This window comes from Psychromarinibacter sediminicola (genome assembly GCF_029168335.1).
Taxonomy (GTDB): domain Bacteria; phylum Pseudomonadota; class Alphaproteobacteria; order Rhodobacterales; family Rhodobacteraceae; genus Psychromarinibacter; species Psychromarinibacter sediminicola.
This window is the reverse complement of the sequence record NZ_JARGYC010000045.1, coordinates 1-19,378: the sequence shown is the minus strand read 5'-3', so window position 1 is coordinate 19,378 and position 19,378 is coordinate 1. Positions and strand designations below refer to the sequence as shown.

At 69.3% G+C, this 19,378-nt stretch carries 18 protein-coding genes, 1 tRNA gene and 1 pseudogene; 14 read left to right on the top strand and 6 right to left on the bottom strand.

Features of this window, described 5'->3' with window-relative positions; genetic code table 11:
• Positions 1-21: 21 nt before the first annotated feature.
• From P1J78_RS16010 to P1J78_RS15990, 5 genes are all read left to right on the top strand, one after another.
• Positions 22-1,068, top strand: coding sequence for an ABC transporter permease (locus P1J78_RS16010; protein ID WP_275568380.1), 1,047 nt, complete (start codon positions 22-24; stop codon positions 1,066-1,068).
• Positions 1,069-1,198: 130 nt separating this feature from the next.
• Positions 1,199-2,617, top strand: coding sequence for an ABC transporter permease (locus P1J78_RS16005; RefSeq protein ID WP_275568379.1), 1,419 nt, complete (start codon positions 1,199-1,201; stop codon positions 2,615-2,617).
• An 81-nt stretch (positions 2,618-2,698) separates the two neighbouring features.
• Positions 2,699-4,783 (top strand): dipeptide ABC transporter ATP-binding protein, encoded by a 2,085-nt coding sequence (locus P1J78_RS16000; RefSeq protein WP_275568378.1) that lies wholly within the window; start codon positions 2,699-2,701, stop codon positions 4,781-4,783.
• Positions 4,783-5,577 carry a hypothetical protein gene (locus P1J78_RS15995; protein WP_275568377.1) on the top strand — a complete coding sequence of 265 codons (795 nt, stop codon included), beginning with the start codon at positions 4,783-4,785 and terminating at the stop codon, positions 5,575-5,577. The genes P1J78_RS16000 and P1J78_RS15995 overlap by 1 nt, the downstream gene beginning before the upstream one ends.
• Positions 5,578-5,645: 68 nt before the next feature.
• Positions 5,646-7,304 carry a tetratricopeptide repeat protein gene (locus P1J78_RS15990; protein WP_275568376.1) on the top strand — a complete coding sequence of 553 codons (1,659 nt, stop codon included), beginning with the start codon at positions 5,646-5,648 and terminating at the stop codon, positions 7,302-7,304.
• A 136-nt stretch (positions 7,305-7,440) separates the two neighbouring features.
• Here P1J78_RS15990 and P1J78_RS15985 read toward each other — a convergent pair whose 3' ends face one another.
• The gene (locus tag P1J78_RS15985; protein ID WP_275568375.1) at positions 7,441-8,028 is read right to left on the bottom strand and encodes a lytic transglycosylase domain-containing protein; all 588 of its coding nucleotides are present in this window, start codon (positions 8,026-8,028) and stop codon (positions 7,441-7,443) included.
• Between the two features lie 203 nt (positions 8,029-8,231).
• Between P1J78_RS15985 and ssb the strand changes: the two genes are divergently transcribed.
• Entirely contained in the window at positions 8,232-8,729 is a 498-nt protein-coding gene (gene ssb / locus P1J78_RS15980) for a single-stranded DNA-binding protein (RefSeq protein WP_275568374.1), read from the top strand.
• A gap of 206 nt (positions 8,730-8,935) precedes the next feature.
• On the top strand, positions 8,936-9,538 hold the full coding sequence (locus tag P1J78_RS15975) for a hypothetical protein (RefSeq protein WP_275568373.1): 603 nt from the start codon (positions 8,936-8,938) through the stop codon (positions 9,536-9,538).
• Here P1J78_RS15975 and aroB read toward each other — a convergent pair.
• A complete protein-coding gene (gene aroB, locus P1J78_RS15970; protein WP_275568372.1) occupies positions 9,513-10,652 on the bottom strand; it encodes a 3-dehydroquinate synthase in 1,140 nt (379 codons plus the stop codon). The genes P1J78_RS15975 and aroB overlap by 26 nt on opposite strands.
• Positions 10,649-11,230 (bottom strand): shikimate kinase, encoded by a 582-nt coding sequence (locus P1J78_RS15965; protein WP_374213315.1) that lies wholly within the window; start codon positions 11,228-11,230, stop codon positions 10,649-10,651. The genes aroB and P1J78_RS15965 overlap by 4 nt, the downstream gene beginning before the upstream one ends.
• A gap of 85 nt (positions 11,231-11,315) precedes the next feature.
• Between P1J78_RS15965 and P1J78_RS15960 the strand changes: the two genes are divergently transcribed.
• From P1J78_RS15960 to P1J78_RS15950, 3 genes are read left to right on the top strand one after another with little or no spacing between them, the layout of a single operon-like run.
• Positions 11,316-11,450: a hypothetical protein gene (locus P1J78_RS15960; protein WP_275568371.1), complete on the top strand. Its 135-nt coding sequence runs from the start codon at positions 11,316-11,318 to the stop codon at positions 11,448-11,450.
• Positions 11,440-12,978, top strand: coding sequence for a hypothetical protein (locus P1J78_RS15955; protein ID WP_275568370.1), 1,539 nt, complete (start codon positions 11,440-11,442; stop codon positions 12,976-12,978). The genes P1J78_RS15960 and P1J78_RS15955 overlap by 11 nt, the downstream gene beginning before the upstream one ends.
• Complete coding sequence (locus tag P1J78_RS15950) at positions 12,975-13,901, top strand: site-specific tyrosine recombinase XerD (RefSeq protein WP_275568369.1); 927 nt, start codon at positions 12,975-12,977, stop codon at positions 13,899-13,901. Before P1J78_RS15955 ends, P1J78_RS15950 begins: the two co-directional genes overlap by 4 nt.
• Before the next feature lie 217 nt (positions 13,902-14,118).
• Here the strand turns inward: P1J78_RS15950 and rnd are convergent, their stop codons facing one another.
• The 3 genes from rnd to purM form a co-directional block, all read right to left on the bottom strand.
• Entirely contained in the window at positions 14,119-15,276 is a 1,158-nt protein-coding gene (gene rnd / locus P1J78_RS15945; RefSeq protein ID WP_275568368.1) for a ribonuclease D, read from the bottom strand.
• Positions 15,277-15,364: 88 nt separating this feature from the next.
• Complete coding sequence (gene purN, locus P1J78_RS15940) at positions 15,365-15,961, bottom strand: phosphoribosylglycinamide formyltransferase (protein ID WP_275568367.1); 597 nt, start codon at positions 15,959-15,961, stop codon at positions 15,365-15,367.
• The gene (gene purM / locus P1J78_RS15935) at positions 15,958-17,010 is read right to left on the bottom strand and encodes a phosphoribosylformylglycinamidine cyclo-ligase (protein ID WP_275568366.1); all 1,053 of its coding nucleotides are present in this window, start codon (positions 17,008-17,010) and stop codon (positions 15,958-15,960) included. The genes purN and purM overlap by 4 nt, the downstream gene beginning before the upstream one ends.
• 168 nt (positions 17,011-17,178) lie before the next feature.
• Between purM and P1J78_RS15930 the strand changes: the two genes are divergently transcribed.
• The 4 genes and pseudogenes from P1J78_RS15930 to P1J78_RS15915 form a co-directional block, all read left to right on the top strand.
• Positions 17,179-17,412, top strand: a complete 234-nt coding sequence (locus P1J78_RS15930; protein ID WP_275568365.1) for a hypothetical protein — start codon at positions 17,179-17,181, stop codon at positions 17,410-17,412.
• A 65-nt stretch (positions 17,413-17,477) separates the two neighbouring features.
• Positions 17,478-17,554 (top strand) — tRNA-Ile (locus P1J78_RS15925).
• A 311-nt stretch (positions 17,555-17,865) separates the two neighbouring features.
• A complete protein-coding gene (locus P1J78_RS15920) occupies positions 17,866-18,501 on the top strand; it encodes a hypothetical protein (RefSeq protein WP_275568364.1) in 636 nt (211 codons plus the stop codon).
• An 84-nt stretch (positions 18,502-18,585) separates the two neighbouring features.
• A pseudogene (locus P1J78_RS15915) lies at positions 18,586-19,378 on the top strand (DUF6880 family protein); the annotation flags it as partial.

The following is a 19,378-nucleotide window of genomic DNA, read 5'->3' as shown; positions in this document are numbered from 1 at the left end:
CGCCAGGACAGGGGGACGAATTTGGGTCTGTTCATTCTTAGACGGGTCGTGGTGATGCTGCTGACCGCGCTGTGCCTCACCTTCATCGTCTTTTTCCTGACCAACCTCTATCCCAACCTCGAAAAGCTGGCGAAGACGCAGGGCAACATGCGGATGACCGACGAACAGGTCGCCACATGGCTCGGCGAGCGCGGCTATGACCGCAACCTGTTCGTGAAATACGGCGAATGGCTGGGCGTGCTGCCCGGCTATGTCGTCGAGGCCGAGGACGGGACGGTCCGCGGCCGCTGCATCGACGCCGGGATGACGCCGGAGGAGGCGCCGCGGTTCTGCGGCGTGCTGCAGGGCGACTGGGGCTATTCCACGGTGTTCCGCGAGCCGGCGGGCGAGATCGTGTTCAAGCGGCTGGGCCTGACCGGCTGGCTGATGCTGGCGGTGATGTGCGTGATGGTGCCCGGCGCGCTGATCATCGGCGTGCTGGCGGGGATGCGCGAGGGCTCGAAGCTGGACCGCTCGCTCTCGACCGCCTCGATCATGACGACGGCGACGCCGGAATACGTCTCGGGCGTGATCTTCATCGCGGTCTTCGCCTCGTCGGCGGTGGGGCTGAAGTGGTTCAAGGGCACCGCGACCAGCGCCATGGACAACATCACCTGGGAGAATTTCACCCTGCCGGTGCTGACCATCGCGCTTTATGGCATGGGCTATATCGCGCGGATGACGCGGGCCAGCATGGCCGAGGTGATGACCGCGCAGTACATCCGGACGGCGCGGCTGAAGGGGGTGAAGTTCCGCACCATCGTGCTGAAACATGCGCTGAGGAACGCGCTGATCGCGCCGTTCACGGTGATCATGCTGCAGTTCCCGTGGCTGTTGAACGGGGTGGTGATCGTGGAGACGCTGTTCAACTACAAGGGCTTCGGCTGGACGCTGGTGGAGGCTGCGGGGAACAACGACATCGAGCTGCTCTTGGGCGTCTCGGTGGTGTCGGTCTTCGTGGTGCTGGTGACGCAGCTGATCTCGGATATCGGCTATGTCTATCTCAATCCGCGGATCAGGGTGACGTGATGGCCCGTTTCGAATCGCTGCGCGATCCGACCGAGGCAGGGGGGACGCTGTCCCCCCTGCACCCCCCTGGCGTATTTGCAACGAGAAGAAGCAGGACGGTGCGCATGGCCCAATGCTGCGGGAGGGACGCATGGAACCGCTGAGCTGGACCGGAACGCTGGGGCCGGTGCTGAACCCGCTGCTGCTGGCGGCGGCGGTGGTGTTCGCCGTGTCGGTGATCGTGCAGATCGTGCTGTCGGTCTTCGTGCCGCGCCCGGTGGCCGAGGGGCCGACGGTGGCGGCGCCGCGGACCGTCGTGGACTATGTCGGCTGGGCCGTGATGGGCAGCTTCGGCGTGATCGTCGCGGTCTGCCTCGCCTATCTTGCGATCGGGCCGATGATGCCGGGCTATCAGGGCAAGGGGATCGTGGGCGCGGTCTCGCTGCAGCTGATGCCGGTCTGGATCGCGCTGATCGTGACCTTCGCGCTGTCGATGACGTTCAAGCGGCGGCTGGGCCTTTACGGCAAGCTGTTCGACTCGACCATCGGCATGATCGGCTTCGCGCTGGTGATGTTCTGGGTCTTTGCCGGGGTCTTCGGCGCGATGGACCTGATCGTGACGCATGGCGCGCTGGAGCAGGCCTCGGGGATGAAGAACAAGCCGCCGGGCACGCCGCTGCGCGGGGCCGAGGCGGGGGAGTATCCCTATTACCTCTTGGGCGGCGACAACCTGGCGCGCGACGTGTTCAGCCGGATGATCAAGGGCGCGTGGGAGGTGATCCGCATCGCCCCATTCGCCACGCTCTTCGCCTTCATGGTCGGCATCACGCTGGGCCTGCCGGCGGCCTATTACGGCGGGCGGCTGGATACCTTCCTGTCCTTTCTGGCCAACCTGATCCTGGCCTTCCCGGTGATCCTGCTGTTCTACCTCCTGGTCACGCCCGAGATCGTGGCGACGGGCATTCCCGTCTACATGGCGGCGGTGCTGTTCCTGTTTCCGATCATCTTCTTTTCGGTGCTGTTCAATTCGCGGTTCCACACCCAGACGACGAAGCGGGCGATCTATATCGGGAGCACGCTGGTCGTCGGGCTGTGGCTCTATTCCGGGATCGCCTGGAACGCCGATCCGCTGGGGCTGATCGAGTTTCCGCCGAACCTGCTGGTGGTCTTCGTGGCGGTGGTCTTCGTGAACTCGCCCACCGTCTTCCGGATCGTCCGGGGCCTGGCACTGGACATCAAGACGCGCGACTACGTGGCCGCCGCGCAGACCCGGGGCGAAGGGCCGTGGTACATCATGCTGTGGGAGATTCTGCCCAACGCGCGCGGGCCGCTGATCGTCGATTTCTGCCTGCGCATCGGCTACACGACCATCCTTCTGGGCACGCTGGGCTTCTTCGGGCTGGGGCTGTCGCCGGAAAGCCCGGACTGGGGCTCGACGATCAACGAGGGGCGCAAGCTGCTGACGATCTACCTGCATCCCGCCCTGCCGCCGGCGCTGGCGCTGCTGAGCCTGGTGCTGGGGTTGAACCTTCTGGCGGACGGGCTGCGGGAGGAGTCGCTCAGGGACTGAGGACGGGGCCGGGGGGAGCGGCCCCTCCCGACCCCCCCCCGGGAGTATTTCTCCCAAGATGAAGAAGCGAGGCGGAGAGAGATGGCGAAGTGGGACTATGACGGCCCGATCCTGGAGATCGAGAACCTCTCGATCAGCTTCTTCACGCGGCTGCGCGAGATCCCGGCGGTGATGGACTTCTCCTGCGTCGTCCAGCCGGGCGAGGCGATGGGGCTGGTGGGCGAGTCGGGCTGCGGCAAGTCGACCGTCGCGCTGGGCGTGATGCAGGATCTGGGCGTGAACGGCCGGATCGTCGGCGGTTCGATCAAGTTCAAGGGGCGCGACCTGGGGCAGATGAGCCGGCAGGAGCTGCGCACGATCCGCGGCAACGAGATCGCGATGATCTACCAGGAGCCGATGGCCAGCCTGAACCCCGCGATGAAGATCGGCAAGCAGCTGATGGAAGTGCCGATGATCCACGAGGGCGTGGGCGAGAAGGAGGCCCGCGCCCGCGCGCTGGAAGTCGTCGCCGACGTGAAGCTGCCGGACCCGGAGCGGATCCTGAAGAGCTTCCCGCACCAGCTGTCGGGCGGCCAGCAGCAGCGCATCGTGATCGCCATGGCGCTGATGTCGAAGCCCTCGCTGCTGATCCTCGACGAGCCGACCACGGCGCTGGACGTGACGGTCGAGGCCGCCGTCGTGGAGCTGGTCAAGGAGCTGGGCAAGAAATACGGCACCTCGATGCTGTTCATCTCGCACAATCTCGGGCTGATCCTGGAGACCTGCGACCGGCTGTGCGTGATGTATTCCGGCGAGGCGGTCGAGACCGGGTCCATCGAGGACGTGTTCGACCAGATGCGCCATCCCTACACGCAGGCGCTGTTCCGCTCGATCCCGCTGCCCGGCGCCGACAAGCACGCGCGCCCCTTGAAGGCGATCCCGGGCAACTTCCCCCTGCCCCACGAGCGGCCGCCGGGCTGTAACTTCGGCCCGCGCTGCGACTATTTCGTGGAAGGGGTCTGCGACGCCAGGGACGTGCCGATGGTCCGCGTGCGGGGCGACGAGCGCCACGAGTCGCGCTGTGTCCGGATCGGCGAGATCGACTGGGATGCCGGCTTCGAGGGCGCCGCGGCCCAGACGACGACCGAGATCGGCGATACCGTGCTGAAGATGGAGGATCTGAAGAAATACTACGAGGTCTCGGCCAACGCGCTGTTCGGCGGCGGCCAGAAGAAGGTGGTCAAGGCCAACGAGTCGCTGAGCTTCGAGGCGCGGGAATCCGAGACGCTGGCCATCGTCGGCGAGTCGGGCTGCGGCAAGTCCACCTTCGCCAAGGTGCTGATGGGGCTGGAGACCGCGACCGACGGCGAGATCGTCCTCGACAACCGCTCGATCGAGGACATCCCCATCGAGGAGCGCGACAAGAAGACGGTCGCCTCGGTGCAGATGGTGTTCCAGAACCCGTTCGACACGCTGAACCCGTCGATGACGGTGGGCTCGCAGATCCAGCGGGCGCTGGAAGTGTTCGGCGTGGGCAAGACCGAGGCCGAGCGGCGCCGCAAGATGCTGGAACTGCTGGACCTGGTGAAGCTGCCGCGCGAATTCGCCGACCGGATGCCGCGGCAGCTGTCGGGCGGCCAGAAGCAGCGGGTCGGCATCGCCCGCGCCTTCGCCGGCGACGCGCGGATCGTGGTCGCGGACGAGCCCGTCTCGGCGCTGGACGTGAGCGTCGCGGCCGCCGTCACCGACCTTCTGATGGAGATCCAGCGCAAGCACAAGACCACGCTGATCGTCATCGCCCACGACCTGTCGCTGGTGCGCTACCTCGCCGACCGGGTGATGGTGATGTATCTGGGCCATGTGGTGGAGATCGGCACGACCGAACAGGTCTTTGCCCCGCCCTATCACCCTTATACCGAGGCGCTTCTGTCGGCCGTGCCCATCGCCGACACGCATGTCGAGAAGACGCGCATCGTGCTGGAGGGCGACATCCCTTCGGCGATGGACCCGCCGCCGGGCTGCCCGTTCCAGACCCGCTGCCGCTGGAAGGACAAGGTGCCGGGCAACAAGTGCGAGACCGAGCTTCCGCCCAAGCGCGACCTGGGCGACGGGCACCGCTCGCTGTGCTGGCTGGACGACGAACAGCTGGCGCAGATGGAGCCCGTGATCAAGATCGCGGCGGAATAGTGCGGAGGCTCGGACCGGGCGGCCTGCTGCTGCTGGCGCTGGCGGCCCCCGCCGCGGCGCAGGAGGAGTCCCGGTTCGGCGAGGCCGGGACGTGGGACGTCCTGGCGCTCCGCGAGGGCGCGGCGCTTGCCGGCTGTGCCGCGCGGCGCGAGATCGACGGGCGCGAGGTGCGCATGGTCTTCGACGGCGCGGATTGGCAACTGGCCCTGGCCGCCGCGCCGCCGGGCACGGTGACGGCGTTCGGGATCGACGACGAGGCGCTTCCGGTCGACGCGGCGCGCGCGGGCGGGATGACCGCCCTGTCGCTGACCCCGGCCGCGCTGGAGGCGGTGCGCAACGGGCAGCTTGCGACGGTGACGCTGGATGGCGAGGCGGTGGAATTGCCGCTGAACGGCACCGCGGCGGCGGCGTTGCGGGTGCAGGACTGTGTCCGGCTGGACGGCGTGGCACCGGACGAGGCCGATCTCTATGCGGTGGAGACGCTGACGGCCGAGGAGACTGGGCCGATGGGCGCCGACTGCCCGGCGCGGTCCGACGCCGCCTCGGCCCCGGACGGCCCGCCCGGCACAGTCACGCTGGTGCATGCCCTGCCCGGCCGCGACCCGCTGCAGATCTACTGGGTCGATCCTTATGGCCGGCTTCTGCCGGTGCCCGAGGCCTTCGGCCCGGACCGCGCGGAGGTGACGCTCGACGGCTATGTCGGGCAGAGCTTCGTGGTGAAGGATCTCTCGGGCGCCTGCCACGGGGCCCCCATACGCGCGACGGCCGACGGCGTCCGGCGGCAGGTCCGGTAGCCCGTCCTTGCCTTGATCCCGGCGCTGGGGCACGTTGACCGCGTGCCTGACCAGGGAGACCCACGGCGATGACCCGTGCCTATAGCGAGGATGCGCTGTCCTATCCGTTCGACCTGGGCCTCTATTCCCGCCCCTCGATGACCGCCTCGCGCGAGGCGCAGCTGTGGCTGGACCGGGGGCTCGTCTGGCTGTTCGGCTACAACCACGAAGAGGCCATCGCCTGTTTCGAGAAAGCGGTGGCGGTCGACCCCGCGCTGGGGCTGGCGCATTGGGGCATCGCCTATGCGCTGGGGCCGAACTACAACAAGCCCTGGCAGGTCTTCACCGAGGAGGAAAAGGCGCCGGCGCTGGAGAAGGCCCATGCGGCGCTGCGGGCGGCGTTGGCCGGGCAGAGCAGCCCGGCGGAGCGCGCGCTGATCGAGGCGCTGGCCACGCGCTACCCGACCGATCCGGGGATCGAGGACTTCCAGCCGTTCAACGACGGCTTCGCCGATGCCATGCGCCCGGTCTATGCCGCCCATGGCGACGACCCGGACGTGGCCTTCGTCTTTGCCGAGGCGCTGATGAACCGCACGCCCTGGCAGCTCTGGGATCTGCCCACCGGCCGGCCGGCCCCGCACGCCTCGACCGAGGAGGCCCGTGCGGTGCTGGAGCGCGCGTTCGAGCGGCCCCTGGGCTGGGAGCATCCAGGCCTTCTGCACATGTACATCCACCTGATGGAGATGTCGCCCACCCCCGAGGCGGCGCTGCGCCATGGCGACGCGCTGAGCGGGCTGGTGCCGGATGCCGGGCATCTGGTGCATATGGCGACGCATATCGACGTGCTCTGCGGCGACTATCACAGCGTCGTCGCGCGGAACCGCGCCGCCTCGGCGGTGGATGCGCGCTACAAGGCCTATGCGGGCGCGGCGAATTTCTACGCGCTCTACCGCATCCACAACCTGCATTTCGAGATCTACGGCGCGATGTTCCTGGCCCAGCCCACGGCGGCGCTGGACGCGGCGGCGCGGCTACGGGCGGAGGTGCCCGACCAGGTGGTGCGGGTCTATCCCGACCTGTTCGAGGCGTTCGTCGCCTCGCGCCCGCATGTGCTGATCCGCTTCGGCCTGTGGCGCGAGATCCTGCGCGAGGAGATTCCGACCGACACCCATCTCTACGCCTTCACCCGCGCGCTGATCCTCTACGCCCGCGCCGTGGCGCATGCCAATCTCGGCGCGCCGGAGGCGGCGGAGGCCGAGGCGGCGCGGTTCCAGGCGGCGCTGGAGGCGATCCCCGAGGAGCGGATGCTGTTCCAGAACACCGCCCGCGACGTGCTGACCGTGGCGCGCGAGATGATGCTGGGCGAGATCGCGTTCAAGGCGGGCCGCATCGAGGAGGGGCTGGCGCATCTGCGCGAATCGGTGCGGCTGGACGACGGGCTGATGTACGAGGAACCCTGGGCCTGGCCCCAGCCGTCGCGCCACGCGCTGGGCGCGCTGCTTCTGGAGGCGGGGCAATGGGAGGAGGCCGAGGCCGTCTACCGCGCCGACCTGGGGCTCGACCCTACCCTGCCCCGGCCGCTGCAGAACCCCCAGAACGTCTGGGCGCTGCACGGGCTGCACGAATGCCTCAAGCGCCGGGGCGAGACCGTGGAGATCGGCCATATCCGCCAGCAACTGGACCGGGCGCAGGCCCGCGCGGAGGTGCCGATAAGGGCCTCCTGCTACTGCCGAAGCTGCTGCGGCTGACACCGCGGCGGATCTTCATCTTGGCAGAAATGCTCCGGGGGGTCGCCATTGTCGCGCCATCGGTCCGAGCGACGATGGCGACGGGGCCGGCCCCCGGGCCGGACCGCAGACCACCGGCTCACACCGGCCCGCCCGGTCAGCTGCCCCAGATCACCTTCACGTAGTTCCGGGTCTCGTTATAGGGCGGCACGCCGTCGTATTTCTTCACCGCCTCGGGCCCGGCATTGTAGGCCGCCAGCGCCAGCCGCCACGAGCCGAAGCGGTCGTACTGCATCCGCAGATAGCGCGCGCCGCCGTCGAGGTTCTGCGCCGGGTCGGCCGGGTCCACGCCCAGCCTGCGCGCCGTCTCGGGCATCAGCTGTGCCAGGCCGTAGGCGCCCTTGTGCGAGGTGATATCCGCCCGCCAGCCGGATTCCTGCTGCACCAGCCGCAGGAACAAATCCTCGGGAATCCCGTGCTTGCGCGCCGCGGCGCGGGCCATCGCGAGGTACGGCCCCGCATAGGTGCCGTTCCACGCGGGCGAGGTCGACTCGTCGAGATCGAACTTCTTCGGCTGGTAGCGGATGGAGTTCTTGTACTGCTCCGCCGCCCGCTCATCCAGAACCTTGGTCTGAGAGGTGAACAGCCCCGACCGGTTCTTGGACGAGAAATTCAGCCCCTCGGCGTTAACCGCCCCCGCGCCCGAAATGGCAGCGGCGCAGAGGCACCCCCAGAAAATGCGCATCGAACTGTCCCTTCAATCCGTGGCCGCAGTTTACGGAAATTCGCCTCAGGCGCCACCCCTTTCGGCGCGTCCACCCCCGGGCGGCAGCCCGTTGCCCATCCCGCCCCGGCGCGCATCAATCTCGTGTTAACTCTGTCGCCGTACCGTCGGCTCGGTTAACAAGGCGTCCAGACGACAGAGATTCGAGGAAGAGGAGCCGCGCGATGGCCGGATCGGTGAACAAGGTAATCCTGGTGGGCAATCTGGGGCGCGACCCGGAAACGCGGACCTTCCAGAACGGCGGCAAGGTCTGCAACCTGCGCATCGCCACGTCGGAACAGTGGAAGGACCGCAATACCGGCGAACGGCGCGAGCGGACCGAATGGCACATGGTCGCGATCTTCTCCGAACCGCTCGTCCGGATCGCCGAGCAGTATCTCAAGAAGGGCTCCAAGGTCTATCTCGAGGGCCAGCTCGAAACCCGCAAGTGGCAGGACCAGAGCGGCCAGGACCGCTATACGACCGAGGTCGTGCTGCGCCCCTACAAGGGCGAGCTGACCCTGCTCGACAGCCGCGGCAGCGGCGACGGCGGGGGCGGCTATGGCGACGACCGCGGCGGCTATGGCGGCGGCGACTATGGCGGCGACCGCGGCGGCAGCCAGGGCGGCGGCTATGGCGGGCCGGCCCCGGCGGGCGACATCGACGACGAAATCCCGTTCTGAGTCGCGTCGGCCGCGCCGCAGCGCAGCCCGGCGCATGCGGCGCCGGCCGGACCCTTTGGCGTGGCCGCCTGCTGTGGGACCGCTAACACGCCGGAACCGCAAGGATTTCCGGCCGCGGTCGAGCGCGCCGTAAGTCATTATTTTTTCATGGAAATTCCCGGCGCAATAATGTTACGCTTCGAATGCGCCTTTTGGGAAGTCATGAAATGGCCGATCATTCAAAGCTGGACGGGCCGATCGAGTCGGCCCGGACGGGGCGGTTGCCCGCCGCCATCGCGCTGACGGTTCTGACCGGGGCCGCGGCGGTGCTGGTACTGGGCTGGCTGGCCCGGGCCGGCCCCTTCGTGCGCCCGGCCCCGGAGGCCGCCGCGATGGTGCCGCTGACCGCGCTGGGCCTGGCCGGCATCGCCGCCGCGCTGCTGTTGCGGCAGGCGCAACCGGGGCCGGCGCAGGGGCTGGCCGCGGCGGTCGGCGCGCTGGCCGCGCTGAACCTCGCGGTCATCCTGTTCGGACAGCCGCTGGGGCTCGGGGCCTACCTGCCGCTCGACCGTCTGCCCGACGACCGCATGGCGCCCCCGACATCGCTGGCGCTGGTTCTGCTGGCGCTGTCGGTCCCGGCGCTCGTCGCCCGGAACGCCGTCGCGGCGATGGCGCTGTCGGTCTTCGGCCTGTCGGCGACGGCCTGCATGACCCTGCTGACGCTCGACTCGCTGGGCGGCACGGTGCCGTTCCCGGCCTTCGCGGGCCTGTCGCTCTATACCGCGCTGTGCCTGCTCGCGCTGTTCACGGTCGTGGCGCTGGAGGCGTAGCGCCGCGCGCGACCAGCGCCTCCTGCAGCACGTCGCGCACCAGCGCCCGGTCGACGTCGGACGTCACGAAGGCCCGCCCGATCCCGCGCGCGAGGACGAAGCGCAGGCGCCCGTCCATCACCTTCTTGTCCTGCGCCATCAGGTCCAGAAGCGCGTCGGCATCGGGCAGCGCGCCGGGAATGTCTGCCAGGTCCGTCTTCATCCCCATGGCGCGCAGATGCGCCCGCACGCGGCTCGGCTCTTCCTGCGCGCACAGACCCATCCGCGCCGAGGTCTCGAAGGCCAGGGCACAGCCGATGGCCACGCCCTCGCCGTGCAGAAGCCGGCCGGAATAGCCCGTCGCCGCCTCCAGCGCATGGCAGAACGTGTGGCCGAGGTTCAAAAGCGCGCGGTCGCCCTGCTCGGTCTCGTCCCGCGCCACGATGTCGGCCTTCATCCGGACGGACCGGCGCACCGCCTCGGTGCGCAGGCCCGCGTCCCCCGCCGCCATCGCCGGGCCGTTTGCCTCCAGCCACTCGAAGAAGGCGGCATCGCCCAGAAGCCCGCATTTCACGACCTCGCCGTAGCCGGCCAGAAAGTCGCGCGCGGGCAGCGTCCCCAGTGCGCCGATATCGGCCAGTACCAGCGCCGGCTGGTAGAAGGCGCCGACCAGGTTCTTGCCCTGCGGCGCGTTGATCCCGGTCTTGCCGCCGACCGAACTGTCGACCTGCGCCAGAAGCGTGGTGGGGATCTGCACGAACCGCACCCCGCGCCGCAGAACCGCCGCGGCAAAGCCCGCGAGGTCGCCGATCACGCCGCCGCCGAGCGCCACCACGATGTCGCGCCGCTCGACCTTCTGCTCCAGCAGCCACTCGACGCAGCGGGTGAATTCCGGCCAGCCCTTCGTCGCCTCGCCCGGCGGCAGCGCCAGCGCCACGCTCTCGATGCCGCCACGGGACAGCCCCTGCCGCAGCCGGTCCAGATGCAGACCGGCCACGGTCTCGTCGGTGACCACGGCCACGCGCGGCCGCGCCAGAAGCGGCGCGATCTCGGCCCCGGCCGCCTCGATCAGCCCCGCGCCGATCCGCACGTCGTAGGACCGCGCGCCCAGCTCTACCCGCACCGTCTCGGTCATTCGCTTTCCTCCAGAACGTCGGGCCGCTGCCGCAGCACCTCGACCACATGCGCGGCCATCTCGTCGACCGAATAGTCGCGCCGCGCATCCGCCACCAGATCGGCCCTGGCATAATAGGGCTCGCGCGTGGCGCACAGGCCCTTCAGCGTGCCGTAGGGATCGGCCGTACGCAGAAGCGGCCGGGTTGTCTTGTGGCGCACCCGCGCCCAGAGCAGATCCACATCGGCCCGCAGCCAGACCGCCACGCCCATCCGCGAGATCACCGCGCGGTTGGTCTCCGACAGATAGGCGCCGCCGCCCGTCGACAGGATCGCGGGGCCGGTCTCCAGCAGCCGGGTGATCACCTGGGTCTCCTTCTCGCGGAAGAACGGCTCGCCGTAGCGCTCGAAGATCTCCGCGATCGACAGATTCGACGCCTCGACGATCTCGTGATCCGAATCGAGGAACGGCACGCCCAGCCGCCGCGCCAGCGCCTGGCCCACCGCGGTCTTGCCCGATCCCATCATCCCCACCAGCACAACCGTCTTTTTCAGCCGGTATTTCAAAACGGCACGCACCTGCCCAGATTTCTTCCGCACGACTGAATGGCGTGTCGGGCCGCAAAATGCCATATATAATTCGGGACAGGCCGCATCCGAAGACGGCACGGCAGGCAGGGGACGCATGAGACTGGTCATCAAACTCATCCTTTTCCTTTTGGTTGTGGGGGCGGTCGGGCTCACGGGATACGCCTATCTGGGGGACATGGCGCCCGACCAGCAGGACGTGAGCGAACCGGTGATTCTGGATGGCGGCTGAACGGTATCTCGTCCGCGCGTTCGCGCTGGGGCTGGCGCTGACCGGCCCCGCCGCGGCGCAGGACCGGCCGATGTCGGCCATCGACTGGCTGTCGCGCAGCGTCGAGGAAGCGCCCGACACGGTCGCGCCCGACGAGCCGGCGACCAGCGGCGGCGCCGGGGTCGAGGAGATCACCGTCACGCCACTGGGCGAGGTTTCGAACGACGCGGTGGGGCTGTTGCCCGCCGCGATCTCGCGCCTGCCGCGCGACCTCTGGGGCACCACGCCCAGCCGCGAGTTGGCCGAGCTGTTCGAGGCGGCGCAGAACGGGCTGCTGCCCGCCACCCAGGATCTCCTGCTGCGGCTCTTGCTGGCCGAGCTTGACCCGCCGGCCGACAGCGACCCGGGCCACGCGCTGTTTCTGGCGCGAATCGACGCGCTGATGGCGATGGGGGCGGTGGAACAGGCGCAGGCGCTGCTGGAACGCGCCGGCCCGGACGACCCGGCGAGCTTTGCGCGGTGGTTCGACGCGAGCCTGCTGACCGGGACCGAGGACGCCGCCTGCGCCGCGCTGGGCGAGGCGCCGGAACTGGCGCCCTCGCTCGCCGCCCGCATCTTCTGCCTCGCGCGGAACGGCGACTGGAACGCCGCCGCGCTGACGCTGGAGACGAGCCGCGCGCTGGGCGAGCTGACGGGCGCCGAGGACGCGATCCTCGCGCGCTACCTGGACCCCGAGACCTTCGCCGGGGCGCCGGAACTGGCGCCGCCGATGCGGCCCACGCCGCTGGTCTTCCGCCTCTACGAGGCGGTGGGCGAGCCGATTCCGACCCACCTCCTCCCCCTGCCCTTCGCGCAGGCGGACCTGCAGCTGAACACCGGCTGGAAGGCGCAGATCGAGGCGGCGGAACGGCTGGCGCGCTCCGGCGTGATCGACAGCAACCGGCTCCTGGGGCTGTACACCGAGCGCCAGCCGGCCGCCTCGGGCGGCGTCTGGGACCGGGTGGCGGCGGTGCAGCGGCTCGACGCCGCGCTGGCGGGCGGCGACTCCACGGCGCTGGCGGATGCGCTGGTGCTGGCCTGGGAGGTCCTGGGCCATGCCGGGCTGCGGGCGGTGCTGGCCGACATGTTCGCCGCGCGGCTGGCCGACCGGGCGCCGGCGGGCGAGGCCGGGCGCATCGCCTTCGAGATCGGCCTTCTGTCCGACCGCTACGCCGCGGCGGCGGAGGCGCGCGAACCGAAACGGCCGATGGAACGGTTCCTGAAGGCCGTGGCGCGCGGCGACGTGAGCGGCGTGACCCCGCCCGACCAGACCGCCGCGGCCATCGCCGACGGGTTCCGCGCGACCGCGGCGCCGGACCGGCTGCAGGAGATGATCGACGGGCGCCGGCTGGGCGAGGCGATCCTGCGGGGCATCGCGCTGGCCGCCGACGGCGCGGCGGGCGACCCGGAAAAGCTTTCGGCCGCCATCGCGCTGTTCCGCGCGGCGGGGCTCGACGAGGTAGCCCGGCGCTTCGCACTGCAGGCGCTGATCCTGGTGGAGGACGCATGAGCCTGAGCTGGGTCCAGTCCTTCCTGGAGGCGCAGGCGGCGGAACTGGACGCGGCGAAGAACACCCAGCTGGCCTATGCCCGCGACCTGAAGGACTTCGCCGCCTGGCTGGACCGCCGCGGCTCCGGCTTCGCGGCGGCGACGCGGGACGACGTCGAGGCCTATCTGGTGGATTGCGACGCGCAGGGGCTGGCGCGGTCGACGCGCGCACGGCGGCTGTCGGCGATCCGCCAGCTCTACCGCTTCGCCTTCGAGGAGGGCTGGCGCGGCGACAACCCGGCGATCCAGATCAAGGGGCCGGGGCGCGAGGCCCGGCTGCCGAAGACGCTGTCGGTGCCGGAGATCGACGCGCTGCTCGGCGCGGCGCAGACCCACGGACGATCCAAGACGGACCGGCTGCGCAACACCTGCCTGCTGGAACTGCTCTATGCCACGGGCATGCGGGTCAGCGAACTGGTCACGCTGCCGGTCGCGGCGGCGCGGGGCGATCCGCGGATGCTGCTGGTCTCGGGCAAGGGCAACAAGGAACGGATGGTGCCGCTGTCGCCGCCGGCCCGCGACGCCCTTGCCGCCTGGCTCGGCGCCCGCGACCGGGCCGAGACGGAGGCCAAGGCACAGGGCCGGCCGCCCTCGCGCTTTCTGTTCCCGTCGCGCGGCAAGGCCGGGCACCTGACGCGGCACCGGTTCTACATGCTGATCAAGGAGTTGGCGGTGGCCGGCGGCGTCGACCCGTCGAAGGTGACGCCGCACACGCTGCGCCACGCCTTCGCGACGCATCTGCTGGCGAACGGCGCGGACCTGGTGTCGATCCAGACGCTTCTGGGGCACGCCGACGTGTCCACGACCGAGATCTATACCCACGTGCTGGACGAACGGCTGAAGGAGCTGGTGCTGGATCACCATCCGCTCGCCAAGGATGGATGAAGAGCGGCGTTCAGGTCATTGTTTTTAGTTGGCAACCGGTCGCGCCCGTTGGCTGGCGCCGGATGCGTATTTGGAACGAGAAGAAGCCGGGGGCGGCGCGTCGTTCCATCGGGCTGAAGCATGTCGCACAGAAGTGGGAACCGGTTTTGTGCTCCTCGGACATGCGACATCAAGAAATCGGAGCGCTTCGCGTGAATGCGCATGAACGCGATGCGCTCTAGAGTTCGATGACGCCGACCTTGTCGCCCTTGACCGCGAGGCCGACCTTGCCGTCGCAGAGCCGCAGCGCGTCGTTGCCGAAGACGTCGCGGCGCCAGCCGGTCAGTGCCAGGCCGTCACGCTGGCCGGCGGCGAGCGCGTCGAGATCCGCCGCGGTGGCGATCAGCTTCTGCGCCACGCCGGCGCTGTCGGCCTTGGCCTTCAGCAGCACGCGCAGCATGTCGGCCAGCGCCGGGTTGACCTGCAGCGCGTCGCGCTTGTCGTCGGTCTTCGGCAATTCCTCTTTCGGCGTCTCCAGCCCCGCCTTGACCGCCGCGAGGATGCCGTCCGCGATCTCGCCGCGCCGCGCCTCGCGCAGAAGCAGGCGGGAGCGGCTCAGATCCTGCATCGACTGCGGCTTGGTCGAGGCCAGCTCCAGCAGCGCGTCGTCCTTGAACACCCGGTTTCGCGGGATGTTGCGCGACTGGGCATAGCCCTCGCGGAACCGCGCCAGCTCGCGCACCAGCGCCAGGAACTTGCCGGACTGGGTGCGGGTCTTGACCCGTTTCCACGCCTCCTCCGGCGAGACCACGTAGGTGGCCGGATCCTTGAGGACCTGCATCTCCTCCTCGACCCAGCTGGTGCGGCCGGACTTCTCCAGCTCGGCGGCGAGATGTTCGTAGATCACCCGCAGATGCGTCACGTCGGCCAGCGCGTATTTCATCTGCGCCTCGGTCAGCGGCCGCCGCGACCAGTCGGTGAAGCGCGAGGTCTTGTCGAGCGACTGCCGCGCCACCTTGCGCACCAGCGTCTCGTAGCCCACCTGCTCGCCGAAGCCGCAGACCATGGCTGCGACCTGGGTGTCGAACAGCGGCGCGGGAATCACGCCACCCTCGATGTAGAAGATCTCCAGATCCTGGCGCGCGGCATGGAACACCTTGACCACGCCGGGGGCCTTCATCAGGTCGTAGAGCGGGTCGAGCGACAACCCGTCGACGAGCGGGTCGACCAGCACGGCGTCGTCCTCGCCCTCGCCGGGGATCGCCAGCTGCACCAGGCAGAGCTTGGCGTAATAGGTGCGTTCCCGCAGGAACTCGGTATCGACCGTGACGTAAGGCGACTGCGCGGCGCGGTCGCAAAAGGCGCGCAGCGCCTCGGTGGTGGTGAGTGTCTTCATTCTGCCCGGGTCGTCATCCGTTCGTTGTCGTTTCTCTGTCCCGCCCGACCGTCCGTGTCTTAGGCGGTTTTGCCGGCGATGAAAAGCCTTACGGCAGGCGGACAGGCGTCCGGTCGCCCACCGCGAAACGGCGCAGCACGGCCGGGTAGAGGCAATGTTCCATCTCCAGCACCCGGGCGGCCAGCGTCGCGGGCGTGTCGCCCGGTTTCACCGGCACGCGCGCCTGGCCCAGGATCGGCCCCGCGTCCAGATCCGCCGTCACTTCGTGGACCGTGCAGCCGTGCTCCGTCTCGCCCGCCGCCAGCGCGCGGGCATGGGTGTGGAGCCCGCGATAGTCCGGCAGGAGCGAGGGGTGGATGTTCAGCATCCGGCCGGCGTAATGCGCGATGAAGCTGGGCGTCAGGATCCGCATGAAGCCGGCAAGGCAGAGGATGTCGGGCCGCGCCGCGTCGATCTTCTCGCGCAGGGCGGCCTCGAAGGCGGGGCGGTCGCCCTTGAAGGGGCGGTGATCGACGGCCGCGGTCGGAATGCCCAGGGCGGCGGCCTTCGCCAGCCCCGGCGCCTCGGGGTCGTTCGACAGCACCAGCACCGGCCGCGCCGGATGGTCGCCCCGCCCCATATCCTCCACCAGGCGCAGCATGTTGGAGCCGCCCCCGGAGATCAGGATCGCGACCCGTCGCGTCACAGCAGCGCGCCGGTGTAGCGCACCGCGTCGCCCGGTTCCACCGCGCCCAGATGCACCACCGTCTCGCCCTGCTCGGCGAGCAGCGTGGCCAGCGGCTCGGCGCGGGCGGCATCGACCACCAGCACCATGCCGATCCCGGCGTTGAAGGTCTTCAGCAGTTCCGTCTCGGCCAGCCCGCCCTGCCCCGCCAGCCAGCGGAAGACCGGCGGCAGGTCCCACGCCGCCAGGTCGACCTGCGCCGTCAGGCCGTCGGGCATCACCCGCGGCAGGTTCTCGGTCAGCCCGCCGCCGGTGATATGCGCCAGCCCCTTCACCCCGCCGGCGCGGATCGCCGCCAGCGCGGGTTTGACGTAGAGCCGCGTCGGCGCCAGCAGCGCCTCGCCCAGCGTGTCGTCCTGCCCCTCCGGGCCGAAGGGCGCGGCGTCGTCCCAGGCCAGCCCGGCCCGCTCCACCACCTTGCGCACCAGCGAGTAGCCGTTGGAATGCACCCCGTCCGAGGCGAGCCCCAGCAGCACGTCGCCCTCGGCCACGCCCGCCGGCAGCGCCGCGCCGCGCTCCATCGCGCCGACGGCGAAGCCCGCGAGGTCGAAGTCGCCGGCGGCATACATCCCCGGCATCTCGGCCGTCTCGCCGCCGATCAGGGCGCAGCCCGATGCCTTGCAGCCCGCCGCGATGCCCTCGACGATCCGCGTGGCGGCGTCGACGTCGAGCTTGCCGGTCGCGAAGTAGTCGAGGAAGAACAGCGGCTCCGCCCCCTGGCAGACGAGGTCGTTGACGCACATCGCGACCAGGTCGATGCCGATCGTGTCGACAGTGCCGGTGTCGATGGCGATGCGCAGCTTGGTGCCCACGCCGTCCGTCGCGGCCACCAGCACCGGGTCGTCGTACCCGGCGGCCTTAAGATCGAAGAGCCCGCCGAAGCCGCCCAGCCCGGCCATCACGCCCGGCCGCGTGGTGGCCTTTGCGGCGGGCTTGATCCGGTCCACGAGCGCGTTGCCCGCGTCGATGTCCACGCCCGCCTCGCTGTAGGTGATGCCTCTGTCCGTCATGCCTCGGTCCCGCTGCGCTGTCCGCGCCCCCGATAGACCAGCCATGGGGCCAAGTCCATTCCCGGCCGGACCGGCATGCCGGCGGCAGGCGCATCTTGTTTGAACCGGGACGCCCGCGCGCGCGTCTGACGCAAAGACGTAAGGAAAACCGCCGAAGGGGAAGGGTTCATGACACACCGTATCGCACTTGGCTTCGCCGCCGCCCTGGGCTTCGCCGCGCTTCTGGGCGGGATGGAGGATTGCGGCCCCCTGGCCGCCTGCCTGCAGGCCGGGCCCGCCGCCGACGGCCCCTGGACCGCCCCCGCCCCCGGGGCAGGCGCCGCGGCCGGGCAAGAGGTCGGGATGACCGCCGAGGAGGCGCTGGCCACCGACCGGCGCCTGACCGCGCTGATCTCGGAGTGAATGCGCCGGCGCCGCCCCGCCGCCGCTTGACCCGTCCGTCCGGTCTGCTAAAGCCAAGTCAGGCTGGGCCTGTAGCTCAATTGGTTAGAGCAGAGCGCTCATAACGCTTTGGTTGGGGGTTCGAGTCCCTCCGGGCCTACCACACCACCGTGAGCGGATTGATTTTCCACAGAAATCTCGGATGGTGTCCCGCCCTCAAGAAGCGCGCGGGACACTCCCGCGGGAAACCACCATTCGTGACGTAGACGGAGGCCCAACAACCCTGTTCTTGTTTTTCGCCACATTGTCGCGCTGTGGAAGGCCGCGAGTGCGCCGCACGGAGCCTCCGTTGGATAGCACTGATATCGTGGAGATTTGCTCCTTCACGCGGCAGGTGACAGGCGGTGAAGGCTCCGCTAGCCTCGGCACCTCAAGGGATAGAGATCGGATATGGCGCTTCGTAGCGATGCCGTGATGGTGCTGCTCTACGACATCGAGGGGGACGATGCCGATCACGACGACTGGCACAGCCATGAGCATTTTCGTGAGAGGCTCTCAGTACCGGGGTTCCTGCGGGCGACCCGCTGGATCGCCGAGGACGAGGGGCCGCGCAACTTTGTGATCTACGAAGTCACTGGAACCGATATCGCCACGTCGCAGCCCTATCTCGACCGGCTCAACAACCCCACACCGTGGACGAGCGCAATGATGCCGAGGTTCCGCGGCATGACGCGGGGCTTCTGCGAGGTCGTGGCTGGTGCGGGCCTCGGCCTGGGGACAGCGGCGCTGGTGCTCCGTTTCACGCCCGCGGCGGGCACCGAGGCGGACTTTACGGAAGGGCTGCGCACCGTTCTGCCGGACCTGACGATGCGGCGTGGATTGGTGGCAGCGCATCTATTGCGTCCAGCGCCCCCGCCTCCGATGACCCGAGAGCAGGAGCTGCGCGGGCGAGATCGCGAAGTCCCTTGGTTGGTAGTCGTCAGCGGCTATGACGCTGCGGCTTTGGCGCCGTTGGGCGACCTCGGGCTGACACAACTGGGGGCCGGCGCGGTCGCCTCAGGGCGCTACAGGCTGCACCACACCGCGATCGCGGAGGAAGCGGGGAGATAGCGGGCGATCTCCTTGAGACGCTGCCGGTCTTGTTCCGGCGCGGCCAACTTGCGAGGTTTGGCTCAAACGAATGACAAGGCTGCCATGGCGTCGAAGAAAACCCTGAACGCGAAGAACCTCGAAACGCTGGGTGCTCCGCGGCTGGCTGAGCTGTTGATGGAGATCAGCAACGGGAATGCTGCGGCCAAACATCGGCTGAGATTGTAACTGGCCGGCGCCCAGAGCCCCAAGGACGTGGCGCGCGAGGTGCGCAAGCGGCTGTCGACCATCGCCCGCGCGCGCTCGTTCATCGACTGGAAGAAGCGCAAGGCCCTGCTCGACGCTCTCGACACCCAGCGGCGGGCGATCCTGGAGAAAGTCGCGCCCGACGACCCCGGCGAGGCGCTGGACCTGATGTGGCAGTTCATGGGCCTCGCCAACCCGATCTTTGACCGCACGGATGACAGCAGCGGCACCATCATCGGCCTGTTCGGGGACGCTTGCGAAGACCTTGGCGGTCTTGCGGACGCGGCGGCACCGGACGGTGCGGCGCTGGCCGACCAGGTCTTCGACGCGATCCAGCAAAACGGCTACGGCCAGTATGACGGTCTCATTGGCTCGCTGGCGCCTGTACTCGGCGAGGCTGGCCTGGCGCACCTTAAGGACCGTGTGCTGGTGCTGGCGGAGACACCTGAGGAACGGCCGCCCGAGGACGAACGTGTGGTGATCGGTTGGGGCAGCGGCGGTCCCGTCTATGCCGACGAGTACCAGGAGCGTGCCCGCCGTTCGACCGTCGCGATGGCGCTTAACAGGCTGCTGAAGAAGTCGGGTTGGAAGGACGTTATTCCTGTCGCCGGGGCTGGAAGGCGGGTCGCTCGCAGATGCGAACGTCGGGTCC